Source organism: Terriglobia bacterium (assembly GCA_020072785.1).
GTDB lineage: Bacteria > Acidobacteriota > Terriglobia > Acidiferrales > UBA7541 > Acidiferrum.
The window spans coordinates 69,824-91,740 of the sequence record JAIQGG010000004.1 but is presented as its reverse complement, the minus strand read 5'-3'; the positions used below and the strand labels follow the sequence as shown (position 1 = coordinate 91,740).

Here is a 21,917-nt window from a genome sequence, read left to right as displayed (position 1 = left end):
AGGAGTTGACCGCTTCGCGGTCACACAGAAGAGGACGGAAGGCATGAGCCAAGTTGTGGCCCTGGTGGACGACCTGTTTTTTCAGATGAAGCTGGCGGAAACGGCCAAGCAGCTGGGCGTGGCGGTGAAGATCGCCACCACCGGTGAAGCGCTGCAGGCGGAACTGGCTGCGGCGCCGCGCCTGGTGCTCGTGGATCTCAACGCGCGCAGCCAGCCGGTGGAGGCGGTAGAGCGGATGCGCGCCGCGGGCAACGCCACGCGGGTGATCGCCTTTTTCTCGCACGTGCAGACGGAGCTGGCGCAGCGCGCCCGGGCCGCGGGCTGCGATGAAGTCCTGCCGCGTTCCCGCTTCACGCAGAACCTTGCGGCCATTCTCGCCGCGGTGAAGGAATAGCGTGCGCGCCCTGCTGCGTTTTCGCGGGTACCGCCTGGCCGCGGCTTTCTTGCTGCTCGCCCAGTTTGCCAGCGCGTCTGCGGCGCAGGAAGCCGCTCCGTCCACGCGCTCCACAGGCGTCAACCCCGGCGCCAACCCGGGCAATGGGCCGGGCAACGGGCCGGGCCATGGGCCCGCCGCCGCGCTGCGCGACGTTCTCGCCGCGGCCTGCGCCCAGGACCAGAAGGAGTTTGCGCGCTTCCTCACGGCGCGCAACGCGCGCTCCTTCGCGCGGCTGAGCGCTCCTTCGCGCGTCGCGCTCATGAAGCGCTTCGTCCTGCTGGACGAACCGGGCAAACCCGGCGTCACGGAGAATCCTTCCGGGCGCCCGATGATCGCCTGCGAGACGCCGGCGCTGACCAACGAAATGCAGATCGGCGGCGCGGACACCCAGGAGAACCTGGCCTTTCTGCCGCTGGAGATCCGCGCGGTAAGCGGAGCCTCGGCGGGCGGCGTGCGGCACATCCAGATGGGGCTGGTGCGCGAGGACGGCGCATGGAAGCTGTTGTCCGTGGGCCTGCTCCTGCTGGACCTGCCGTCGCTGGAAGTGGAATGGAACCGCGCCTCGCTGGATAGCAACGAGCGCGAGGCCCTGGAAACGCTGAAGAACCTGGCGCAGGCCGTGGAAACCTACCGGCGCACCTACACCCGGCTGCCGGAAAGCCTCGCGCAACTGGGTCCGCCGGCGAAGGGTCCGGCATCGGCGAGAGAGGCGGGGCTCGCCGGGGCGGAACTGGCGGCGGGCGCGCAGAGCGGCTACACCTTCCGCTACGTGATCGTGGGCGCAAGCGACGTGGGAGCGCCGGCGAAGTACGAACTGGCGGCGACGCCGCAGGTGTACGGCACCACCGGGCGGCGCTCTTTTTTCCGCGACGCGAGCGGCATCCTGCACGCGGCCGATCGGCAAGGCGCGGTGGGCAGCGAGGCGGACCCCAAGATCGAATAGTATGCCCACGGTTGACCGCTTCGCGGTCACACATGACACTGACCGCTTCGCGGCCACACATACGGAAGTTACGCATAGGAAACTGGCCGGGAACGCCGCTTGTCTGCGCTGCGGTGTGCGCACAAAATGAGCCAACAGATATGCAGCCTGCCGCCGGACGCTGGACCCTGGTGCGTTCTGCTGGATATCCAATACCCAGAGAGACCCGATGAAATTTAGCGACAAGAAAGAACGGCGCCGGACAACGCGCTTCACGCTGATTGTGAGTGCCGAGGTGGCGGAACTTCCCCGGGGAGCAAAATTGAGCGCGCGCTGCTCCGACGTGAGCAGGACCGGCTGCTATTTCGATACCCTCAATCCCATCCGCCTCGGCAAATCCGTGCGCGTGAAGTTGATGCACAAGAACGACAACTTCGAGACCACCGGCCGCGTGGTGTTTGTCAGCCCGAGTCTGGGCATGGGCATCGAGTTCGATGCCAGCACGCCGGCAGACCAGTACGCCATCCTGGACCGCTGGTTCGCGGAAGCCGACCAGTTCGACTGAGCAGGAGGCCGCGCCAGGCCCGCTCCTGAATCGCCGGCATTCCATCCCCAAAGTCATCCTTCTGGGTGACCGCGAAGCGGTCAACAGACATCTCTTCCCGGGCGTGCGGGGCGCTGGCGCTTCCGGAGTAACCCATTCGCGGCATTTTTGTGTTGCCGCTTGCCTCCCCAACAGGGCGCACGCAGACTAGAAGCGGGGCATTCACCAGCGGCGAGGTCTCTCCCGGTAGTCACCTCGCTCCGGACGGATCTCTCAGGGCAAGAAGGCCTGGAGATGATGCCTGTGACGACAGAACGCCGTGCAGCACCGCGCTACCCGCTGGTCCTCGCAGCCGAGATCCACGTCGAGGCTTCCGGCACGAATGCCGCCGCCCGCACCTCCGATGTCAGCCGCACCGGCTGCTACCTGGACACGCTAAATCCCCTCCCCGCAGGCACGCTCGTCCTTCTGCGCTTGACGCAGGGCGGGGAGCAGTTCGCCACGCATGCGCGGGTCGTCTACGAAATCCCCGGGATGGGCATGGGCGTGTCGTTCGTGGATGTCGCGGCGCCGCAGCAAGCTGTTCTCGAGCGCTGGCTGGCCGCCACGGTCGTCAGTTGAACCATCCCGGCGCAGACTGCGCTATTTTTCCGCTTCACCTGACGGCCACATTTGTTCCGGCGCGGCATTGGCGCTAGACTCGGGTTTCGCATCATGCGCCGCCCCGCTCTCCTCTTCGCGCTGTTCGCGGTCACCCTGGCTGCGCCGGCGCTTGCCGCTCAGACTTACTCTGTGGCGCTTGCCGGGCAGGGCGATCCGCGCATCGGCCCGCTGCCGGTCTTCGAATTCCACAGCGGCTTCTGGGTCAACCTGCACCATTTCCTCTACCAGCAGGCACGCGAACGGCGCGACCCTGGCGCGTCGAAAACTGCGCCAGCCCCCCTGCCCGGATTTACGGAAGAGGAGCAGCGCGCCTGGGAAGCCGCGGTCGCGTTTTATGCCGCCAACTACGCGGACAAGGACCTGCTCTTCAATTCTGACCTGACCGCGCTGAAAAACCAGCTCGGCGACTTCGAAGACTGTCCGGAACTGAGCGGCACCTCGCGCAAGGAGTGCAACGCCGGCCTGCCGGGCAAGATTACTCCGGTGCTCAACCGCGCCGCGCCCGTCTACCGCGCGCACTGGTGGCCGGAGCAAGATCGCGCCAATCGCCGCTGGGTGGCCGCGGTAGCGCCCATCATCCGGGAAAAGGGACTGGACCTGGCGCAGCGCCTCGCGGAGATCTACCAGGCGCGCTGGCCGCGGGAGAAGATCCGCGTGGAGGTCACGCAGTATGCCAGTCCGCCGGGCGCCTACACCACGCTCGACCCGCTGCGCCTGACGGTTTCCAGCACGGACCCGCGCAATCAGGGCGAGGCGGCGCTGGAGATGCTCTTCCACGAAGCCTCGCATGGCCTCGCCGGCCCGGTGCAGGAGGCCATCGTGCGCGAATGCCGGCAGCGCGGCAAAGCCATCCCGCGCGACCTGTGGCACGCCCTGCTCTTCTACACCACCGACGAAGCGGTGAAGTCGGCGATGACCGCGGCGGGGGACGCTGCCGAGCCCGAACCCGCGCCCGACCGGCCGGTCCCCGGAACAGCCACTCGCGAAACCGCCGCGAAGCCCGCCTATTCCCCCTCCGCGGTGCGCGCAGGCCTCTACGCCCGCGGCTGGTCCGGTTACCAGCGTCTGCTCGAAACCTACTGGCAGCCCTATCTGGAAGGCCGCGCCAGCTTCGACGACGCCATCGCGCGCATGGTCTCGGCGCTGTAGCGCAGGCGGAAGTCTGTGCTGCTGGGGCCCCGAATTGTCACCCGGGCGGCGATATGCTAGGCTTTTCGAGCCCAAGAAAGGCCCGGCCGCGCGGTACGCACTTCCCTGCGTTCGCGAACGTCCTCTCCTCTTGTTTTCCGCATGCGCCTTCAGGGGCGAGGCATCTTTGCGGAGAGACCGGGACCGGCAACGGCAGCGAGGCAGGTTCGGCTCGACCCATGGCAGGCAAACAAGCAAGCAGCATGACAGCCAAAGAAGAAGTGGAGATCAAGCTGGCGCATTCGCCGGACTCCGACGACGCATTTATGTTTTACGCGCTGGCGACGCACAAGGTGGCCACGCCGGGGCTGAAGTTCACCCATGTCCTCGCGGACATCCAGACCCTGAACGAAGCGGCGCTGACGGAGACCTACGACGTCACCGCGGTAAGCTTCGCGGCCTATCCCACCCTGCGCGACAAGTACATCCTGATGGACTGCGGAGCGAGCTTCGGAGAGGGCTACGGCCCCATCGTAGTCTCCGCAAAACCGCTGAAGCGCGAAGAGCTGGCCGGGCGGCGCATCGGCGTGCCGGGGCTGAAGACCACCGCCTACCTGACGCTCAAGCTCTTCGAGCCGAATTTCGAAGCGGTGGTCATGCCCTTCGACAAGATTCTGGACGCGGTGAAGAACGAAGTGGTCGAGGCCGGCCTGCTGATCCACGAAGGGCAGCTAATGTTCCCGGCGATGGGCCTGCACCGGGTGATTGACCTGGGCGTGTGGTGGCAGGAACAAACCGGGCTGCCGCTGCCGCTGGGCGGCAACGCCATCCGGCGCGCGCTGGGCCCGGCCCTGGGCCGGCAGATCTCCCGCACCATCCGCCAGAGCGTGGAATACGCCCTGGAGCACCGCGAGGAAGCGCTGAACTACGCCCTGCAGTTCGCCCGGGACATGGAAACCGAGCTGGCCGACAAGTTCGTGGGCATGTACGTGAACAAGTGGACGCTCGGCTACGGCGAGCGCGGCCGCCAGGCCGTGAAAGAGCTGATCGAGCGCGGCACCAAGGCCGGGCTCCTGCCGGGTCCTCCGTCCATCGAATTCCTCAGCGAAAATAACAAATAGAGAATTTATCTGGCACGGACGAACGGGGCTGCCGATTGCCGCGTGGGAAGCCCTCTTTTTCCGGCTTCGGGTAGTGGGTCAGCTTCCTGGAAGCTAGCCGACTACCCGGCCTGACCCTGCCTTGACGCTGTGCTTTGAATCACTTACTGTCAATTACTTGCCATGAACCCCCGGACAAAAACCTGGATTTGTGTGCTGTGTCTGGCCGCGACGGCGGTGGCGCCGCTGGCGCGCGGGCAGGTCGTGGTGGAGCTGCGCGCGCCCGCGGAAACCCCGGCGAGCTGGCCGCAGAAGGCGGTGCGCGGGGCGCACGGGATGGTGGCGACGGACGAGGAGCTGGCGTCGCGGGCGGGCGTGGAAATCCTGAAGCGCGGGGGAAACGCCGTGGACGCCGCCGTGGCCACGGCCTTTGCGCTGGCCGTGGTCGAGCCCGCCGCGGGGAATCTCGGCGGCGGCGGGTTCATGCTGGTGCGCCTGGCGGATGGCCGCAGCAGCTTCTTCGACTACCGGGAAGTGGCGCCGGGCAAGGCCACCCGCGACATGTATATCCGTCCCGACGGCAAGCTGGACGAAGAAGCTGCGACAATCGGCTACCGCTCGGTAGCCGTGCCCGGCACGGTGGCGGGACTGGAACTGGCGCTCAAGACCTACGGCACGATGAAGCTCGCCAAAGTGCTGGCGCCGGCGATTCGCCTGGCCAAAGAGGGATTCCCCGTCAGCGAAAAGCTCGCGCGGGAGCTCGAAGAAGAGCGGCCGGGCCTCGAACGCTTCGCGGTGAGCCGGCGCATCTTCCTGCGTGACGGAAAGCCGTACCAGCCGGGCGAAATTTTGCGCCAGCCGGAACTGGCGGCCACGCTGCAGCGCATGGCGCGCAAGGGAAGCGCGGATTTTTATCGCGGGGAGACAGCACGGCTGCTCGCCGCAGACATGGCGCGCTCGGGCGGGCTGATCACGCGGGAGGACCTGGCACGGTACCAGCCGAAGGTGCGCGAGGTCCTGCGCGCCTCGTACCAACAAGAGGGGCACACCTGGGAGGTACTGACCTCGCCTCCGCCGAGTTCGGGCGGCGTGGCCATCATCGAGGCGCTGAACATGCTCCAGGGCATGCCGCTGAAGGGCTGGGAGGACGCGGAGAGCGTGCATCGCGTCGCGGAAGTGATGCGGCGGGTCTTCGCCGACCGCGCAGCGTATCTCGCGGACCCGGACTTTTCGAAGGTGCCGGTCGCGGGCCTGCTATCGCCCTGCTACGCACAGGAGCGGGCGGCCACGATTGACCCGCAACACGCCTCCGCGAGCCAGAGCGTGCAGGCCGGGCATCCGCATGTCTGCGGGGAGGCCGCCGCCAGCCGCGGACAAGGGCCGGAGAGGCCGCAGACCATCGTGAGCCTGGGCGAGGGCCCGCACACGACGCACTTTTCCGTGGTGGACGCCGCGGGCAACGCCGTGGCCTCGACCACCACGCTCAACGACAGCTTCGGCTCGCACGTGACCTCGCCCGCGGGCTTCCTGCTGAACGACGAAATGGACGATTTCACCACGCAGCCCGGCGTGCCCAACGTGCTATTCGGGCTGATCCAGTCCGAAGAGAACGCCATCGCGCCCGGCAAGCGCCCGCTCAGCTCGATGACGCCGACGATTGTGCTGCGCGACAGCCAGCTCAGCTTCGTCACCGGGTCGCCCGGCGGGCCGACGATCATCTCCGTGACGCTGCTGAGCGTGCTGAACTGGATGCGGCTGGGGATGGAGGCGCAGGCGGCGATCAACGCGCCGCGCTTCCACCACCAGTGGCTGCCGGACCGCATCCTGCTGGAGAGCACCTTTCCGGCGAGCGTCGAGCAGGCGTTGCAGGCCCGCGGGCACCGGACGCTGCGCCGCGCGCACATCGGTCTGGTGAACGCCATTGGGATTGATGCGCAGACAGGCGAGCGGCTGGGCGCGGCCGACCCGCGGGACCACGGCTCGGCGCAGGGATACTGACGACCATGCAACGCCTGCTCTCCACCTATCAATTCGTGGCGCGGCGGCTCTCCCCGGAGATGCTCGGGCAGGTGGCCGAGGCGGGCTTTCACGGCGTGGAGATCTTCTGCACGCGCAGCCATTTCGATTTTCACGCGGAGGAAGCGATCCGGGAGATCGCGGGGGCGCTGGCGGACCGCAATCTGAAGCTGGCCTCGCTGCACGCGCCGACCAACCGGGATCGGAGCGCGTCGCGGGAAGGCGGCTCGCCGCTGTCGCTCTGCGAGGTGGAGCGGGTGCGGCGCATCGAGGCCATGGACGAATACAAGCGGGCCATCGACGTGGCCGAACTTCTGCCGTTCCCGCTGCTGGTGCTGCACATGGGCGGGTCGCGGGAGACCGCCGAGCCGCGCAAGCGCGATGCGGCGTTCAGCTCGCTGGAACACCTGATGCTGCACGCGCGGCACGCGGGAGTCACGCTGGCGATCGAGAATACGCTGAGCGAGATGGGCGATCCGGCGTACCTGCACGCGTTTCTGGAGGAGACGCGGCTCACCGGCATCCGCTTGTGCTTCGACATCGGACACGCGCATCTCGCCGAGGGCCCGGTGGAAGAGCGCCTGGAGAAATGCTTCACGCCGATGCGCGAGCACCTGGCCACCACGCACATTCACGACAACCACGGGGAGAAGGACGAGCACCTGCCGCCCTTCGCGGGCTCGCTCGACTGGGCCGCCGCGGCGAAGCTGCTGGCCTCCGCGCTGGCGCAGCCGCTGCCACTGGTGCTGGAACTCAAGGAGCAGAGCGGGGCGGAAGCGGCGCCGCTCGTAGCCCAGCTCGAAACAGCGCGGCGGGCACTGGATCGGCTGGAACAAACACTGCAGGAAGCGCGGTAAGGGCTTCCAAGAAGAAGGGGCGGTCAGCGCCGCCCGGGCATCTTCAGGACAGGGGCATGAGCGTAATCACGATCGAACAGGCGGGAAACTACGACGGGCAGGAAGTCACTCTGCGGGGATGGCTCTACAACCTGCGCGAATCCGGGAAGCTGCTATTTCCCATCTTTCGCGACGGCACGGGAATCATGCAGGGCGTGTGCGCGCTGAAGGAGCAGCCGGAGGCGTTCGCAGCGTTGCGCGGACTGACGCAGGAATCGAGCGTGATCGTCACCGGAAAGATCCGCGCGGAGAAGCGCGCGCCGGGCGGCTACGAGATCGGGGTCACCAAGCTGGAAGTGGTGCAGCGGGTGCCGGAGAGCGATCCCTACCCCATCCAGCTCAAAGAGCACGGCGTGGATTTCCTGCTGGACCGGCGGCACCTGTGGATCCGCACGCCGCGCCAGGCGGCCATCCTGCGCATCCGCGCGGAAGCGATCCGCGCGGCGCGGGAGTTCATGGACGGGCAGGGCTACACGCTGACCGACGCGCCCATCTTCACGCCGGCGGCTTGCGAGGGCACCACCAACCTCTTCGAAGTGCAGTACTTCGACGAGGAGAAAGCGTATCTCACGCAGTCCGGGCAGCTCTACGTGGAAGCCACGGCCATGGCCCTGGGCAAGGTGTACACCTTCGGACCGACGTTCCGCGCGGAAAAATCGAAGACGCGGCGGCACCTGACGGAATTCTGGATGCTGGAGCCGGAAGCGGCCTACGCGGACCTCGGGGACATGATGGCGCTGGGCGAGGGCCTGGTGAGCCATGTGGTGCAATCGGTGCTGAAGAACCGCGTGCGCGAGCTGGAAACGCTGAAGCGCGACACCAGCAAGCTGGCCAGCGTGCACGCGCCCTTCCCGCGCATCAGCTACGACGAAGCCATCGAAATCCTGCAGAAAAGCGGCAACCCGGCCAAGCACGGCGACGACTTCGGCGGCGACGAGGAGACCATTCTCTCCAGCCAGTACGACCGGCCGGTGATCGTGCACCGCTACCCGGCGGCCATCAAGGCCTTCTACATGCAGCCGGACCCGCAGCGGCCGGACCTGGCGCTGGGCTTCGACATGCTGGCCCCGGAAGGCTACGGGGAGATCATTGGGGGCGGGCAGCGCATCCATGACTACGACCTGCTGGTGCAGCGCCTGAAGGAGCACAACCTGCCGGAAGAGCCTTTTCAGTGGTATCTGGACCTGCGGCGCTACGGGAGCGTGCCGCACGCGGGCTTCGGGCTGGGCCTGGAGCGCACGGTGGCCTGGATTTGCGGGACCGAGCACATCCGCGAAGTGATTCCCTTCCCGCGGATGATTTACCGGGTTTATCCTTAAAGCCTGCGGGGATCGGCGCAGGGGGAAGCCAGAGCGCCAATGCTGCCGGCCGGACTGAACTTTTCAAGGTGACTCGCGGCTCGGGACAGCGGACTCGTGGTCCGGACCAGCGGCGGAATTTGGCGCGAAGCACGCGGCACAAGCCACGAGTGACGGGAAGCGACTATGTCTCATAAGATCCGCATTATCGGCGTACCCATGGACCTCGGCGCCAGCCGCCGCGGCGTGGACATGGGCCCCTCGGCGCTGCGCGTCGCCGGGCTCCAGGCGCGCATCAAGCAGCTCGGAGACCAGGTCGAGGACATGGGCAATATCGCCGTGAAGCAGGCCGAAGAGCAGCACTACGGGGAAAAGCGCGCCAAGTACCTGACGGAAATCTCGGAGACGTGCAAAGAGCTCGCCGCAACCGTGCAGAAGACGCTGGAAGAGGGCCTCCTGCCGGTGGTGCTGGGAGGCGACCATTCCATCGCCGTGGGCACGCTGTCCGGCGTTTCCGCGCACTACCGCAAGCAAGAGAAGAACATCGGCTACATCTGGCTCGACGCGCACGGGGACATGAACACCCCCGAGTCCTCGCCTTCCGGCAACATTCACGGGATGCCGCTGGCCGCGGTGATGGGCTACGGCGCGCCGGAACTGGTGGAGCTGCTGGGGTTCAAGCCCAAGGTGCAGCCGCAGAACGTGGCGCTGGTGGGCATCCGCGACCTGGACGCCCAGGAAAAGCGGCTGGTGAAGAAATCCGGGGTGCACGTGTTCACCATGCGTGATATCGACGAGCGCGGCATGCGCGAAGTGATGAGCGACGCCTTGAAATTCGCCATGGACGATACCGCCGCCATCGGCATCAGCCTGGACATGGACTTCGTGGACCCCACCGACGCCCCGGGCGTGGGCACGCCGGTACGCGGCGGGGTCACCTACCGCGAAGCGCACCTGGCCATGGAGATGATCGCGGACACGGAAGCGATGGCCTCACTGGAAATCGTGGAGATCAATCCGGTGATCGACGAGCACAACACCACGGCGCTGTTGGGTGTGGAGCTGGTGTGCTCGGGGCTGGGGAAGAAGATTTTGTAGGAGAATTTGCGCGCTGGCTTTTGGTCGCGCAATGCGAAGCACGAAACACGAAGAAGAGGCCATCGTGAGCACGGAGAAAAAACGGCTGCGGGTGGGAGTGCTGTTCGGAGGGCGCTCCGGCGAGCATGAGGTTTCGCTGGCCTCCGCGGCCTCCGTAATCCGCGGGCTGGACCCGGACAAGTACGAGGCGGTGCTCATCGGCATCACCAAGGAAGGACACTGGCTGATCGGCACGGGCGCCCAGAAGACCCCGGCCGAGGTGCTGCGCGGCGGGCAGCGCGTGATGCTGGCTGCGGACCCGACCGAAGCGGTGCTGGTGCCGTTGGATCGCAGCGGCGGGGGCCAGCGGGTGGACGTGGTCTTCCCCGTGCTGCACGGAACGTTTGGCGAAGACGGCACGGTGCAAGGCCTGCTCGACCTGGCGGGGCTTCCCTACGTCGGCGCCGGGGTGCTGGGCTCGGCCATCGCCATGGACAAGGACGTGGCCAAGCGGCTGTGCCAGCAGGCCAAGATTCCCGTCGTGCCGTGGCTGACCGTACAGCGCGCGGATTGGGAGCGCGACCCCAAGGGAATCGCGCGGGCCATCGAAAAGAAATTCCGCTACCCGGTTTTCGTGAAGCCGGCGGTGCTCGGCTCCTCGGTGGGCATGAGCAAAGTTCATTCGCGCGAGGAGCTGGCCCCGGCGCTGGACCTGGCGGCGGAGTTCGCCATGAAGATTCTGGTGGAGCGCGCGGTGACCGCACGGGAGATCGAAGTTTCCGTGCTGGGCAACGCCGCTGCGCAGGCCGCCGTGCCCGGGGAGATCGTGCCGCACCGCGAGTTCTACGACTACGCCGCCAAGTACCTGGAGGAGGGCACGCAGTTGCTCATCCCGGCGAAACTCCAGCCGGCGCAGGTACGCAAGATCCAGGAGCTGGCGGTGCGCGCCTTCCACACGCTGGAGCTATCGGGCATGGCGCGCGTGGACTTCTTCCTGGAGAAGCGCGGCGGAAAACTCTTTCTCAACGAAGTAAACACCATTCCCGGCTTCACTTCCATCAGCATGTATCCCAAACTGTGGGAAGCGAGCGGCATCCCCTTCCGCGAGCTGATCGACCGGCTGATCGCCCTGGCGCTCGAGCAGCACCGCGAAAAGACGCGCACCAAGTACGCCATTGAGCTGCCGGAAGGCGCCGGCGGAGCCCTGGGGGCCTGAGGCCGCGCCGGTCCGGAGGCCCCGCCGCGCAAACTGCCGCGGGCCGGACTACACTAGCAGCCTGCGGCACAAGACTTTTGTGCTTGTCATCCCGAGGGCTCGACGAAGCCGGAGTGGAAGGACCTCGACCGTCAGCGCTGGCCATGCTTGACGTGGAGATTCTTCGCTTCGCTCCGAATGACAAACCCTGCTATTTTTGCACCCTGCCGGGGGGGCGCAGAGGACGGCTGTTGACCACTTTGCGGTCACGCATGGAGTTGACCGCTTCGCGGTCACACATATCACTGAGGCGGCGATGAAGATCTCCCGATTCTTCATTTTTCTCGGCGTGGTGTTCGTGGTGGCTCTGGTGGGCTATCTCGTTAGCGTGCCGCACGGCACCGAGATCCCGCTGACGGGCGTGCTGGACAGCAACGACGTCATCGTCAGCGCCAAGATCACCGGGCGCATCGAACGCCTGCTGGTGGACGAGGGCAGCGAGGTGCAGGCCGGGCAGCTGCTCGCCGAGCTGGATACCGCCGAGCTTATCGCGCAGCGCGATTCCGCCGCCGCCGCCATCCGCAGCTTCCAAGCGCAGGTGCGCCAGGCGCAGGCCACCCAGGGCCTCACCGACGAGCAGACCGCCGCGCAGGTCAGCCAGGCCGCGGCCACGCTCACCGCGGTGAAGGCCCAGCTGGAGGCTTCCCGCTCCGATCTGTTGCGCAACGAACTCGACCAGAAGCGTGTGCAAGGCCTTTTCGCCGGCGGCATCGCCACCGCGCAGGACAAAGACCACGCCGATGCCGCCCTGCGCTCCGCGCAGGCCAACGTGCGCGCCCTCGAAGACCAGGTGAAGGCGCAGGAGGCCGCGCTGGAGCTGGCGCGGGCCAACCGCAAGCAGGTCTCCGTGCAGCGGAGCGTGCTGGCCGCCATGCAGGCGCAGCTGGCGCAGGCCGTGGCGGCGAAGTCCGAAGCCGAAACGCGTCTGGGCTACACGAAGATCTACGCGCCGCTGGGCGGCATCGTCAGCGTGCGCGTGGCGCGCCAGGGAGAGGTGGTGCAGCCCGGCGCGCCCATCGTCACCATCGTGGATATCGACCACTTGTGGGTGCGCGCCAGCGTGGAGGAAAGTTACATCGATGTGGTGCAGTTCGGGCAGAAGCTGCGCGTGCGTCTGCCTTCCGGCGAAGTGATCGAAGGCACCCTGATCTTCAAGGGCGTGGAGAGCGAATTTGCCACGCAGCGCGACGTCAGCCGCACCAAGCGCGACATCAAGACTTTCGCCATCAAAGTCGCCGTGCCCAATCCCGGCCGGCGCCTGTTCGCCGGCATGACCGCCACCGTGCTCCTGCCGCCGCCGGGCAAGGGCCAGATTCTACCGAGACGCCCCTGAGGGGGAGAGAAAAGATGAAATTCGAAATCCGAAAAGCGAAATTCGACAGAGCCGGGTGAGAGAAGAGGAGTTTCGATTTCGAGTTTCGAGTTTCGAGTTTCGAGTTTCGAGTTTCGAGTTTCGAGTTTCGAGTTTCGAGTTTCGAGTTTCGAGTTTCGAGTTTCGAGTTTCGAGTTTCGAGTTTCGAGTTTCGGAAGCTCACGATGAACGCCATCGAAGTCGAAAAGCTCACCAAGCGATTCGGAGACTTCACCGCGGTGAACGAAGTCAGCTTCACCGTGGCGGAGGGGGAGATCTTCGGCCTGCTGGGGCCGAACGGCGCAGGCAAGACCACGTTGATCCGCATGCTCACGACGCTCACCCCGCCGAGCAGCGGCAGGGCGCGCGTGGGCGGGCATGACATCGTGGACGACGCCGACGGGGTGCGCCATGCCATCGGGGTGATCCCGCAGGCGCTGACCTCCGACCCGGAACTGACGGCGCGGGAAAATGTGCTGATCCACGCCAAGCTCTACGGCGTGGAAAAAGCCCGGCGCGCGCCCCTGGCCACCGAGCTGCTGGCGGCCGTGGACCTGGAAAGCTTCTCCAACCAGCTGGTGCGCACTTTCTCCGGCGGGATGCGCCGGCGGCTGGAGATCGCGCGCGGCCTGGTGCATTCGCCGCACATCCTGTTTCTCGACGAGCCCACCACGGGCCTCGACCCGGTCTCGCGCACCAACGTCTGGGAGATGATCGAGCGGCTGCAGAAGCGCTCCGGGCTGACCATTCTGCTGACCACGCACTACATGGACGAAGCGGACAAGCTGTGCGAGCGCATCGCCATCGTGGACCACGGAAAACTGGTGGCGCTGGACACGCCCACGCGGCTGAAAGACAGCATCCCGGGCGCGGACGTGGTGGAGGCGGAATTCGGGAACGTGCCGCCCGGCACGCCGGCCTGGAACGAGTGGCTGGAGCAGCTGCGGCAGCTGCCGCAGGCCGCGCACGTCTCCGAGCAGGACGGCGCCGTGCACATCACCTCGCACAGCGGCCCGGAAACGGTGGCGGCGCTGATGGACCGCGCGCGGACCCGGGGCATCCAGGTAAAGCGCGTGACGGTGCAGGGTACGACGCTCGACGACGTCTTCCTGCACTACACGGGGCGGCAACTGCGCGACGCGCTGCAGACGGTGCCGCGGCTGGACGTCACGCACCTGTACAAGTGAGCGGGCATGGACATCGGAATTAATTTCGAGCGCATCGGCGCCATCCTGGAGCGGGACATGCGGAAATTTTTCCGCAGTCCCGCGCTGATGGTGAGCTCGATGGTCTTTCCGCTGATGCAGCTGATCGTGCTGGGCTACGCCTTCGGCGGAAAGATCAAGAACATTCACGTGGCCCTGGTGGACGAAGACCGCGGGGCGGAGTCGCGAACGCTGCGCGAGAGCCTAAAGTCCATCGAGGCGGGGCCGAAGACGTTTTACGTCACGGACTACTCCTCGGTGCCGGACGCGATCCTGGATCTGCGCGCGGGGTTCGTGCGCGCGGTGATCCACATCCCGCACGACTATTCGCGGCGCGTGCTGCAGCACGACCGCCCGCGCGTGGCCTTCATCGAGGACAACACCGACAACTTCGTCACCTCGCAGCTCTACGAGCGGATGCAGCAGCTGGCGGCCTCGCTCAACGCCCCGCAGATTACCGGGCGATTGCCCGCGGCCATCGACATGCAAGTCGTGGAAGTGTACCCGTACATCGAGTACATCAAGTATTTGCTTTCCGGCTCGATCGCCATGTCCATCTTCATCGTGGCCATGATCGGCGGAGGCATCGTGTTCATCGACGACAAGGCGCGCGGGCTGCACGAAGGCTACCTGGTAACGCCGATCCGCAAGGCCGAGCTGGTGCTGGGGCTGAACCTGGCCGGCGCGCTGAAAGGGGTGATGGCCGGGCTGACCATCACGCTCATCGGCGGGCTGATCGCGGGCATCGACCGGCTGTGGGAGCCGCTGCGGCTCATCTACCTGGTGCTGGTGCTTTCCGCGGCCTCGCTGGCCATGATCAGCTTCATGTTTCTGGTGATGGTGCGGGTGACCGACCCGCTGGTGCCGCGGGCCATCTTCGGCGTGCTCAATACCCTGCTTTTCTTCCCCTCCGGGGCCATCTATCCCCAGGAGGGCTTTCCGGTCTGGCTGAAGTGGATCTCGATCGTCGATCCTTTCACCTATGCGGTGCACGCGCTGAAGAATCTGCTGCTGAAAAATACCGGCTTCGAAGGCATTTACTTCGACGTCTTCGTCTTGCTAGGCTTCTCCGTGCTGCTGATGAGCGCGTGCATTGCGCTCTTCCAGCGGCAGATCTGAAACGCGGTATCGCGAGGTTTGCGCATGTCCCTGTTCGAAGTCCCGGCCGAGAAGCCGGCCCATCCGCGCCTGCGCCTCTGGCTGGCGCTGGTGGGCGCCGTGCTGCTGGTCATACTGCTGTGGTTCACGTTTCGCTACTCCCCGGAAAAGAAAGCTGTGGCGCGTTTTCTGGACGCCGTGGTGGCGGGAGACATGCCCCGCGCCTATCAGATCTGGAAGCCGGGAGAGGGCTACACCATGCAGGATTTTCTGGCCGACTGGGCCCCCAACGGCTATTACGGCCCAGTGAAGAGCTACTACATCGCCGAGGAGAAGTGCCCCGGCAAAGGAATCGCGATCCCGTTCTGCGAGGCCAGCGGCGTGATCATCACCGTGCAGATCAGCCCGTTCGCGCCCTTTCCTACCGTCGAGGACGGCGAGAAGAACCGCCGCACGCGCATCGTGAACCTCTGGGTGGAGACCAGGGACAAGTCGTTCAGCTTTCCGCCGCCATAGCAGAGGGAGCACCGCCTGCCGTCTGTGCAGCGTAGCCGATGGCCGCGTGGCAATGGGCAGGCCCAGGCGGAAGCCTGTGCTACGGGAGGTCGTCGAGCGCGGCGGCCAGTTCTTTGGGGCTGACGGTGGCGGTGCCCAGCTTGCCGACCACGACGCCCGCGGCAGCATTGGCAAGCACCGCGGCATCGGGAAGGATCGCGCCGGCGGCCGCCGCCAGGGAGAGCACGGCGAGCACCGTATCGCCCGCGCCGGTGACGTCGAAGACCTGGCGGCCGGTGGCGCTGTGCTCGATGCCCGGCTGGCCGACGCGCGCGTAGGTCACTTCGAAGCTCGTAGCCGGCACGTGCACGTGCCGCGGCGAAGCCTCCTCGAATACGCTCATGCCCTTTTCGCCCCGGGTGATGACCACCGCGGCGCAGCCGAAATGGGCCAGCAGCGCGCGGCCCGCTTCCTCGACCGATTTATCGTCCCCCAGCGTGCGGGTTACGAAGAAACTGGCTTCCCCGGCATTGCAGACGATGGCCCGCGCGCCGCGATAGGCGTAGAGCCGCGAGGTTTTCGGCTTGACCAGCACCGGCACCTTCAGGCGGTGGCAGGCGCCGAGCACGCGGTCGGCGAGAGCATCGGTGATCAGGCCCTTGTCGTAGTCGGAAAGCACCAGCACGTCCAGGCGGCGTAAGGCGCTGAGGAGGTGGCGGACGAGGGCCTCTTCGGTCTCCGCGCGCAGGGGTTCGCGGCGCTCGTGATCCACGCGCACCACCTGCTGGTGGCGGGCGATGATGCGGGTCTTGACCGTAGTGACGCGCCGGGGGTCGGCAATCACGCCGCGCTCGGCGATCCCGGCGGCGCGCAGACATTTGCGCAGGGCCGCTCCGGGCTCGTCGCGCCCCGCCACGCCAAACATCTCCACGCGCGCGCCAAGCGCCGCGAGATTCGCGGCCACGTTGCCGGCGCCGCCCAGACACTCGCTCTGCTCCACGAAATCCACCACCGGCACGGCCGCCTCGGGGGAGAGCCGCGTCGCGGTACCCCACAGGTAGCGGTCCAGCATCAAGTCGCCGAAAACGCCGGCACGCAGGCCCCGCAAGCGGGGCAGCAGGCGTTTCAGCCGGGGCACGGAATCGGCAATGGCGAAAGACATGGGGCTATTCGGAAGCAACCGTCGCTTCCTCGGGAAGCATGACGGGAATCTCGTCCTTGATGGGATAGACGCGGCGGCAGGTGGCGCACTTCAGCCCGGCGCCGTCCGGGGTGAGCTTGACCGGCGTCTTGCACAGCGGACAAACCAGTATGTCCAGCAATTCCTGGCTGATAGGCATCGTGGTGCACCTGTGGCAGAGCTGCTCCGGAATGTTCCCTGCTCTCCTGGTGACTCTAGCAGACGAGGTTTGCCGAGAGCAACACCGCTGCAGACGAACACTTGCCCAGGAATATTAGAACGCCCTAATCTCCCGGGAGTTTCGGAGGCGCCGGTGCGCGGCAGAGCATCGCGGCCACAATTGCGCTCCCCGGAATGGACTCTCCCCCTGACCTGGAAGACAAGCACTTGTTTTTCCAAACGGCGTCGCGCGTGAATTGGCGCGTCCAAGTCATAAACCGGTAACTGATACGATTTTCGCGCCCATTTCGATTGACTTCAGGATTACAGGGTGCAATTCTCAAGTTTCTTCTTCCCCCCTCCCAGAAGAAAATCGGCGCTACCCTTTGTTCAGGCATGGCGTCCAAGCAAGAGGGAACACTCCATGGGAGTTCTCGCCAGTGCCATTCGTATCCGGCAGGATCTACCGGTGCGTCTGCGGGAGGCGCGCGCGCACACCGACAAGCTCTTTCAGATCGTGCGCCCCGAGGCGATCTACGATTGCCCGGTCGCCGAACGGCACCCTCTGATCTTTTATTGCGGGCACCTCGAGGCCTTCGACTGGAATCTTCTGGGGCATCGCGCCTTCGGCCTGCGCTCGGTTCACTCGGTCTTCGACCAACTCTTCGGGCCCATCACCGCCGCCGCGAACGGCCATCTCCCCGGCCAACCCAAAGACTGGCCGGGCATCGAAGAGATCGCGCGCTACACGCAGCGGGTACGCGAAGCACTGGATGCGGCGATCGACTGCGCCCTGGGCCGTCCGCGAGAAGGCCATCCGCACCTGACTGACATGCTGGAGACGGCCATCGAGCACCGCCTGATGCACGCCGAAGCCCTCGCCTACATGGCGCACCGGTTACCCTTCGAGCGGAAAATTTCCGGCTCCGTCGCGGCGCCCGCCTCCGCGCGAAGGTCCAAGGGGCGCATGGTGGTGATTCCCGCAGGCCAGGCCACGCTCGGCTTGCGCCAGACTACCGGCGAAGAGTTCGGCTGGGACAACGAATTCGGCGTTCACGAGGTAAACGTGCCCTCCTTCGTGATCGACGCCTGCAACGTCACCAACGGCGACTTCCTGCGTTTCCTGGCTGCCGACGGCTACGAAAACCGCGCGCTCTGGAGCGAAGCGGCCTGGGCCTGGAAGGAACGGGCCGGCGTGCGCCATCCGGCCTTCTGGAGGCGCGACGGCAACTTGTGGATGTACCGCGCCATGTTCGGCGAAATCCGCCTGCCCCTCGATTGGCCGGTATATGTGAGCCATGCCGAAGCTTCGGCTTACGCCAAGTGGCTCGGGCGGCGGCTCCCGAGCGAAGAGCAGTTCCATCGCGCGGCCTATGGCACGCCGGAAGGCTGGGAGCGCAACTATCCCTGGGGCGAGGAAGCCCCCGGCGCGGCACACGGCAACTTCCATTTTCGGCAGTGGGAGCCGGCGCCGGTAGGCTCGCATCCGGCGGGCGCGAGCGCGTTCGCGGTGCAGGATCTGGTCGGCAATGGCTGGGAGTGGACGCGCACGGTCTTCGGGCCGTTTCCCGGCTTCGCGCCCTTGCCCTTCTATCCGGGGTACTCCGCGAAGTTTTTCGACGGCAAGCACTACGTGCTGAAGGGCGGCTCGCCGCGCACGGCGGCGTGCCTGCTGCGGCGCTCTTTCCGGACCTGGTGCTCGCAGCACGCTCCGCATGTGTACGCGACGTTCCGCTGCGTCGAAGAGTGAAGCGCGGAGCGGCTAGAACGATTCGATGCGCCAGACCAGGCGCGCCGACCAAGCGGTCTCTCCGGTGAGTGCGGGATACCACACCGCGAGAATCTGCGAACCCTGGTAAACGCGTTCGAATCCTTCCTCGGATTCCGAGACGGTCTCTACCGGAGCCACCCAGAATTCCCGGACCTCCGGCGCGTGCAGGGCTACGCGCACCTGCTGCCAGCCGTCCTCCATGCGCAGAATGGGCCCCGGCGCGGCGCCGCTCCAGCGCAGCGGCTGCCGGCCCTGAGGCAGATCAAAGAAGCGGTCCGTCTCCTCCGGGGCCAGAAGATTCACGATGGACTCGAGTCCGACGGCCGGCGGCCGGGCCCGGGGCTGCCGGAATTTCAGTGTGATCTCGCAGGCCACCTCGCAGCCGCGCGGCGAAGGATCAAACGTAAACGTCTTTGTCAGGGCCAGTACGGAAGCTGCGGCGGAGTCCTGCGCCGCGGGGTTGTCCGCTTCGCGGTCCCACATACCAACGAGTGCGCCTTCCCGGAGCAGCGCGGCGTTGTGCGCCTCCGCGCGGAGCACCGTGTACTCCCCGGCGGCGAATCCGGCGTCTTCGCCAAGCTGCAGAGCGGCGTAGTCGCCAGGGGTGCGCGCGGCATCGAAGAGCAGAACGCGGAAGGCGTGGCGCGGCCAGCGGTCGTAGAGCAGATAACGCTCCAGGCCCGGCTCTTTCACGCGCGTCTGTTCGTGGATCGAAACTGCGCCGCTGGAGATGTAGTCCGGCGCATTGGCGAGCCGCGCGTGATACTCCTCGCGGCGGCGCATCACGGAATTGACGAGGGTGGCTCCGGCCGGGCGGAAATCGAGCGCGGCCAGCGTGGCGCCGTCGGAAGGTTTCAGCAGCGCCTGGTATTGCGGCGCGGAGAGGACCAGCTCCTGCGCGCCATCGGCGTCGAAATCCAGGGCCTCGGCGCGCGGCAGCAGGCCGCCCGGTGTCTGGCGGTCGGCGATGGTCTCCGCCTGGATGATTTCGCGCCACAAGGCGGTGCGCAGATGGGGGGCGTAGAGCCCGCCGAAGATGCCGTGCCAGTAGGCGTCATTGCACTGCGCGCGCAGCAGGTGCGTGCGCGCCTGGGCCAGCTCCGCGGCAGCACGCGTTCCGGGGCGGCGCTTGGGAGCCGCAGCGAGCTTCGCCGAGACGCGCAGCATCTTCTTGTTCAGCAGATTGGCTTCCGCGTATTTCCGGAAAAAGCCCCGCCAGGGTCCCCCGCGCAGATAGGTCAGAACGTCGGGCCGCGCCTGAAATTCCTTCTGCACGGCGTGGAGGCGCTGGCGCACGCCCGTCGGCAGCACCCATTCCATCATTTCGCTGTAGGAAGCCGTGGGCAGGTCCGCGCGGCCGAGTGGCGCGTGGCCGGCAAAATATTCGCCGGGAGTGGAAATCGCCAGCCAGTCCGCTGCGGCCTCCAGCGCGGTGAAAAAATTCTCGATCCAGCCGTCGCGGAAGCAATGATTGTGCGTGCCTGGCCAGACCCCGAACTTTTCACAGTCATCGCCCATCGCCGCCATGCGCCCGGGATGCGCGGCAGCGGCGTCCCGCAGGAAGGCCATGACTTCTTCTACCGGGTGGAAGGGGATGAGGTAACGCAGTGTTTTCAGGCCCGGGAACAAGCGTACGATTTGCCCCTGGTCCTCGGCCACGTAATCGCCGAAGAGTTCCTCGGGCTCGAAGCCCGCGCAAAGGAAGTGGACGTCGTCCACCAGGGTGTAGCCCACACCGGCCTCGGCCAGCGCCGCAGGCAATTGCGGCTCCCACACGCGCTCGGCGAGCCAGGCTCCCGCGGGGCGCCGCCCGAAGCGTTCTTCGAGGTGCACAGCCATGCGCGTGATCTGCTCGTGCTGGTCTGCGAGAGGGATGGAGACGAGAATCGGCTCGTAGAAGCCGCCGCCTACGATCTCCACCTGGCCGCGTTCGGCCAGGGTGCGCAGGCGCTCCACATAGTCCGGGTGCTGTTCCTCGATCCATTCCAGCAACGGGCCGGAATAGTGCAGGCCCATGTGTACGCCCGGGTGTTTCTCCAGGCATTCCACAAACGGCAGGTAGGAATCCTGGTAAGCCTGCTCCAGCACATGGCTGAAATTGCCGAAGGGTTGATGAGCGTGAATCAGCAGAACGAGATGGAATTTGGCGGACACGCGCTCTTCGCTCGTACGCAGACCCCTATCATACCCTGAACACTGTGCCGGCGTGATTACGTCCGCGTAACAACTACCCGGGAAAAAGCCGCCGGGAAAAAGAAAAGGCGGCGAGCTACGGCTCGCCGCCTCCGTCCGGCGCAAATCCGCGCCGCGAGAAAGCCGGCATTATCCCTTCTTGGCGTACCAATCCGCGTTGATGGCGGTGAAGTGGGCCCACTTCTCCGGGAGATCCTCGAGCGCAAAAATGGCCGTCACCGGGCAAACCGGCACGCACGCGCCGCAATCGATGCATTCGGTGGGATGAATGTAGAGCTGCGTCTCGCTCTCAAAATTCGCCTCGTCCTTGCGAGGGTGGATGCAGTCCACCGGGCAAACGTCTACACAGGCGGTGTCTTTCGTGCCGATGCACGGTTCGGCGATCACATAAGCCATCAGCGCTTCTCCTTTAGCGTGGGCCGGCAAACCCCGCGCCTCTCGCGCGTAGAGTGCTGCCAGCGAAACGGTATTTATACCACGTCTGTGTTTCGCGCGACAAGCCGACCTCTTGCAATTGTACGCGGCGCGAAACGGTTTCTCAACTTTTGTGCAAGCGGGTAGAATGAAAAACATGCGTAGGCGCAAGGAAATCAGGACCTTTTTTGTCGCAATTCTCCTTCTGGTTGCCGCGGCCCCCTTTGCCGTGCCGCAAGCCAAGGCGCCGCGCGACCCCGCGCTGCTCGACGAGGCGGGCTACCGGCAACTCCTCGAGAAATACCGCGGCAAGGCCCTGCTCGTGAACTTCTGGGCCACCTGGTGCGAGCCCTGCCGCGAAGAATACCCCATGCTCAACGACCTGGCCCGGCAGTACGCTCCGCAGGGTTTGCACGTGGTCGGTGTGAGCTTCGATGATGACGGCGAGATGCTCCTGGTGCGGCGCTTCCTGGCGAGGCACAAGCCGATCTTCCCCAACTACCGCAAGCGGCCGGGCCAGCAGGAGGCCTTCCAGCAGACGGTGAATCCGCGCTGGAATGGCGCGCTGCCTATCTCGTTTTTCTACGCTGCGGACGGGAGGCAGATCGGGCACATTGCCGGCGGAGCGGATCGCGCCACGTATGAAGCGGCCATTCGCGCGCTGCTGGCGGCGAAAAGCGCCGGCGGCGGACCCGCCGCAAACTCAAATCCCTAGG

At 66.0% G+C, this 21,917-nt stretch carries 21 protein-coding genes; 17 read left to right on the top strand and 4 right to left on the bottom strand.

Annotated elements, in window-relative coordinates; all coding sequences use genetic code 11:
• The first annotated feature begins 43 nt into the window (after positions 1-43).
• The 15 genes from LAN61_11875 (at position 44) to LAN61_11805 (ending at position 15,505) form a co-directional block, all read left to right on the top strand.
• Entirely contained in the window at positions 44-394 is a 351-nt protein-coding gene (locus LAN61_11875; GenBank protein ID MBZ5541204.1) for a hypothetical protein, read from the top strand.
• A 1-nt stretch (position 395) separates the two neighbouring features.
• Positions 396-1,379 carry a hypothetical protein gene (locus tag LAN61_11870; protein MBZ5541203.1) on the top strand — a complete coding sequence of 328 codons (984 nt, stop codon included), beginning with the start codon at positions 396-398 and terminating at the stop codon, positions 1,377-1,379.
• A 208-nt stretch (positions 1,380-1,587) separates the two neighbouring features.
• Positions 1,588-1,923, top strand: a complete 336-nt coding sequence (locus tag LAN61_11865; GenBank protein MBZ5541202.1) for a PilZ domain-containing protein — start codon at positions 1,588-1,590, stop codon at positions 1,921-1,923.
• A gap of 282 nt (positions 1,924-2,205) precedes the next feature.
• A complete protein-coding gene (locus tag LAN61_11860; GenBank protein ID MBZ5541201.1) occupies positions 2,206-2,523 on the top strand; it encodes a PilZ domain-containing protein in 318 nt (105 codons plus the stop codon).
• Between the two features lie 93 nt (positions 2,524-2,616).
• On the top strand, positions 2,617-3,714 hold the full coding sequence (locus LAN61_11855) for a hypothetical protein (GenBank protein MBZ5541200.1): 1,098 nt from the start codon (positions 2,617-2,619) through the stop codon (positions 3,712-3,714).
• A gap of 218 nt (positions 3,715-3,932) precedes the next feature.
• Positions 3,933-4,814 carry an ABC transporter substrate-binding protein gene (locus LAN61_11850; GenBank protein MBZ5541199.1) on the top strand — a complete coding sequence of 294 codons (882 nt, stop codon included), beginning with the start codon at positions 3,933-3,935 and terminating at the stop codon, positions 4,812-4,814.
• 162 nt (positions 4,815-4,976) lie between these two features.
• Positions 4,977-6,791, top strand: coding sequence for a gamma-glutamyltransferase (ggt, locus tag LAN61_11845; GenBank protein ID MBZ5541198.1), 1,815 nt, complete (start codon positions 4,977-4,979; stop codon positions 6,789-6,791).
• A gap of 5 nt (positions 6,792-6,796) precedes the next feature.
• Entirely contained in the window at positions 6,797-7,666 is an 870-nt protein-coding gene (locus LAN61_11840; protein MBZ5541197.1) for a sugar phosphate isomerase/epimerase, read from the top strand.
• A 56-nt stretch (positions 7,667-7,722) separates the two neighbouring features.
• Positions 7,723-9,024 carry an asparagine--tRNA ligase gene (asnS, locus tag LAN61_11835; protein MBZ5541196.1) on the top strand — a complete coding sequence of 434 codons (1,302 nt, stop codon included), beginning with the start codon at positions 7,723-7,725 and terminating at the stop codon, positions 9,022-9,024.
• A gap of 165 nt (positions 9,025-9,189) precedes the next feature.
• Positions 9,190-10,101, top strand: coding sequence for an arginase (gene rocF / locus LAN61_11830; GenBank protein ID MBZ5541195.1), 912 nt, complete (start codon positions 9,190-9,192; stop codon positions 10,099-10,101).
• An 85-nt stretch (positions 10,102-10,186) separates the two neighbouring features.
• A complete protein-coding gene (locus LAN61_11825) occupies positions 10,187-11,296 on the top strand; it encodes a D-alanine--D-alanine ligase (protein MBZ5541194.1) in 1,110 nt (369 codons plus the stop codon).
• Positions 11,297-11,591: 295 nt separating this feature from the next.
• Positions 11,592-12,668 (top strand): efflux RND transporter periplasmic adaptor subunit, encoded by a 1,077-nt coding sequence (locus tag LAN61_11820; protein ID MBZ5541193.1) that lies wholly within the window; start codon positions 11,592-11,594, stop codon positions 12,666-12,668.
• 203 nt (positions 12,669-12,871) lie between these two features.
• A complete protein-coding gene (locus LAN61_11815) occupies positions 12,872-13,873 on the top strand; it encodes an ATP-binding cassette domain-containing protein (protein ID MBZ5541192.1) in 1,002 nt (333 codons plus the stop codon).
• Positions 13,874-13,879: 6 nt separating this feature from the next.
• Positions 13,880-15,010, top strand: coding sequence for an ABC transporter permease (locus LAN61_11810; protein MBZ5541191.1), 1,131 nt, complete (start codon positions 13,880-13,882; stop codon positions 15,008-15,010).
• Positions 15,011-15,034: 24 nt separating this feature from the next.
• Positions 15,035-15,505 (top strand): hypothetical protein, encoded by a 471-nt coding sequence (locus LAN61_11805; GenBank protein MBZ5541190.1) that lies wholly within the window; start codon positions 15,035-15,037, stop codon positions 15,503-15,505.
• Between the two features lie 79 nt (positions 15,506-15,584).
• Here the strand turns inward: LAN61_11805 and LAN61_11800 are convergent, their stop codons facing one another.
• Positions 15,585-16,646, bottom strand: a complete 1,062-nt coding sequence (locus LAN61_11800) for a D-glycero-beta-D-manno-heptose-7-phosphate kinase (protein MBZ5541189.1) — start codon at positions 16,644-16,646, stop codon at positions 15,585-15,587.
• Between the two features lie 4 nt (positions 16,647-16,650).
• The gene (locus LAN61_11795) at positions 16,651-16,824 is read right to left on the bottom strand and encodes a Trm112 family protein (protein MBZ5541188.1); all 174 of its coding nucleotides are present in this window, start codon (positions 16,822-16,824) and stop codon (positions 16,651-16,653) included.
• A 423-nt stretch (positions 16,825-17,247) separates the two neighbouring features.
• Between LAN61_11795 and LAN61_11790 the strand changes: the two genes are divergently transcribed.
• Positions 17,248-18,573, top strand: a complete 1,326-nt coding sequence (locus LAN61_11790) for an SUMF1/EgtB/PvdO family nonheme iron enzyme (GenBank protein MBZ5541187.1) — start codon at positions 17,248-17,250, stop codon at positions 18,571-18,573.
• Positions 18,574-18,585: 12 nt separating this feature from the next.
• Here LAN61_11790 and LAN61_11785 read toward each other — a convergent pair whose 3' ends face one another.
• A complete protein-coding gene (locus LAN61_11785) occupies positions 18,586-20,748 on the bottom strand; it encodes a DUF1926 domain-containing protein (protein MBZ5541186.1) in 2,163 nt (720 codons plus the stop codon).
• A gap of 168 nt (positions 20,749-20,916) precedes the next feature.
• Positions 20,917-21,183: a ferredoxin family protein gene (locus tag LAN61_11780; protein MBZ5541185.1), complete on the bottom strand. Its 267-nt coding sequence runs from the start codon at positions 21,181-21,183 to the stop codon at positions 20,917-20,919.
• Between the two features lie 175 nt (positions 21,184-21,358).
• Between LAN61_11780 and LAN61_11775 the strand changes: the two genes are divergently transcribed.
• Positions 21,359-21,916, top strand: coding sequence for a TlpA family protein disulfide reductase (locus LAN61_11775; GenBank protein MBZ5541184.1), 558 nt, complete (start codon positions 21,359-21,361; stop codon positions 21,914-21,916).
• Position 21,917: the final 1 nt, after the last annotated feature.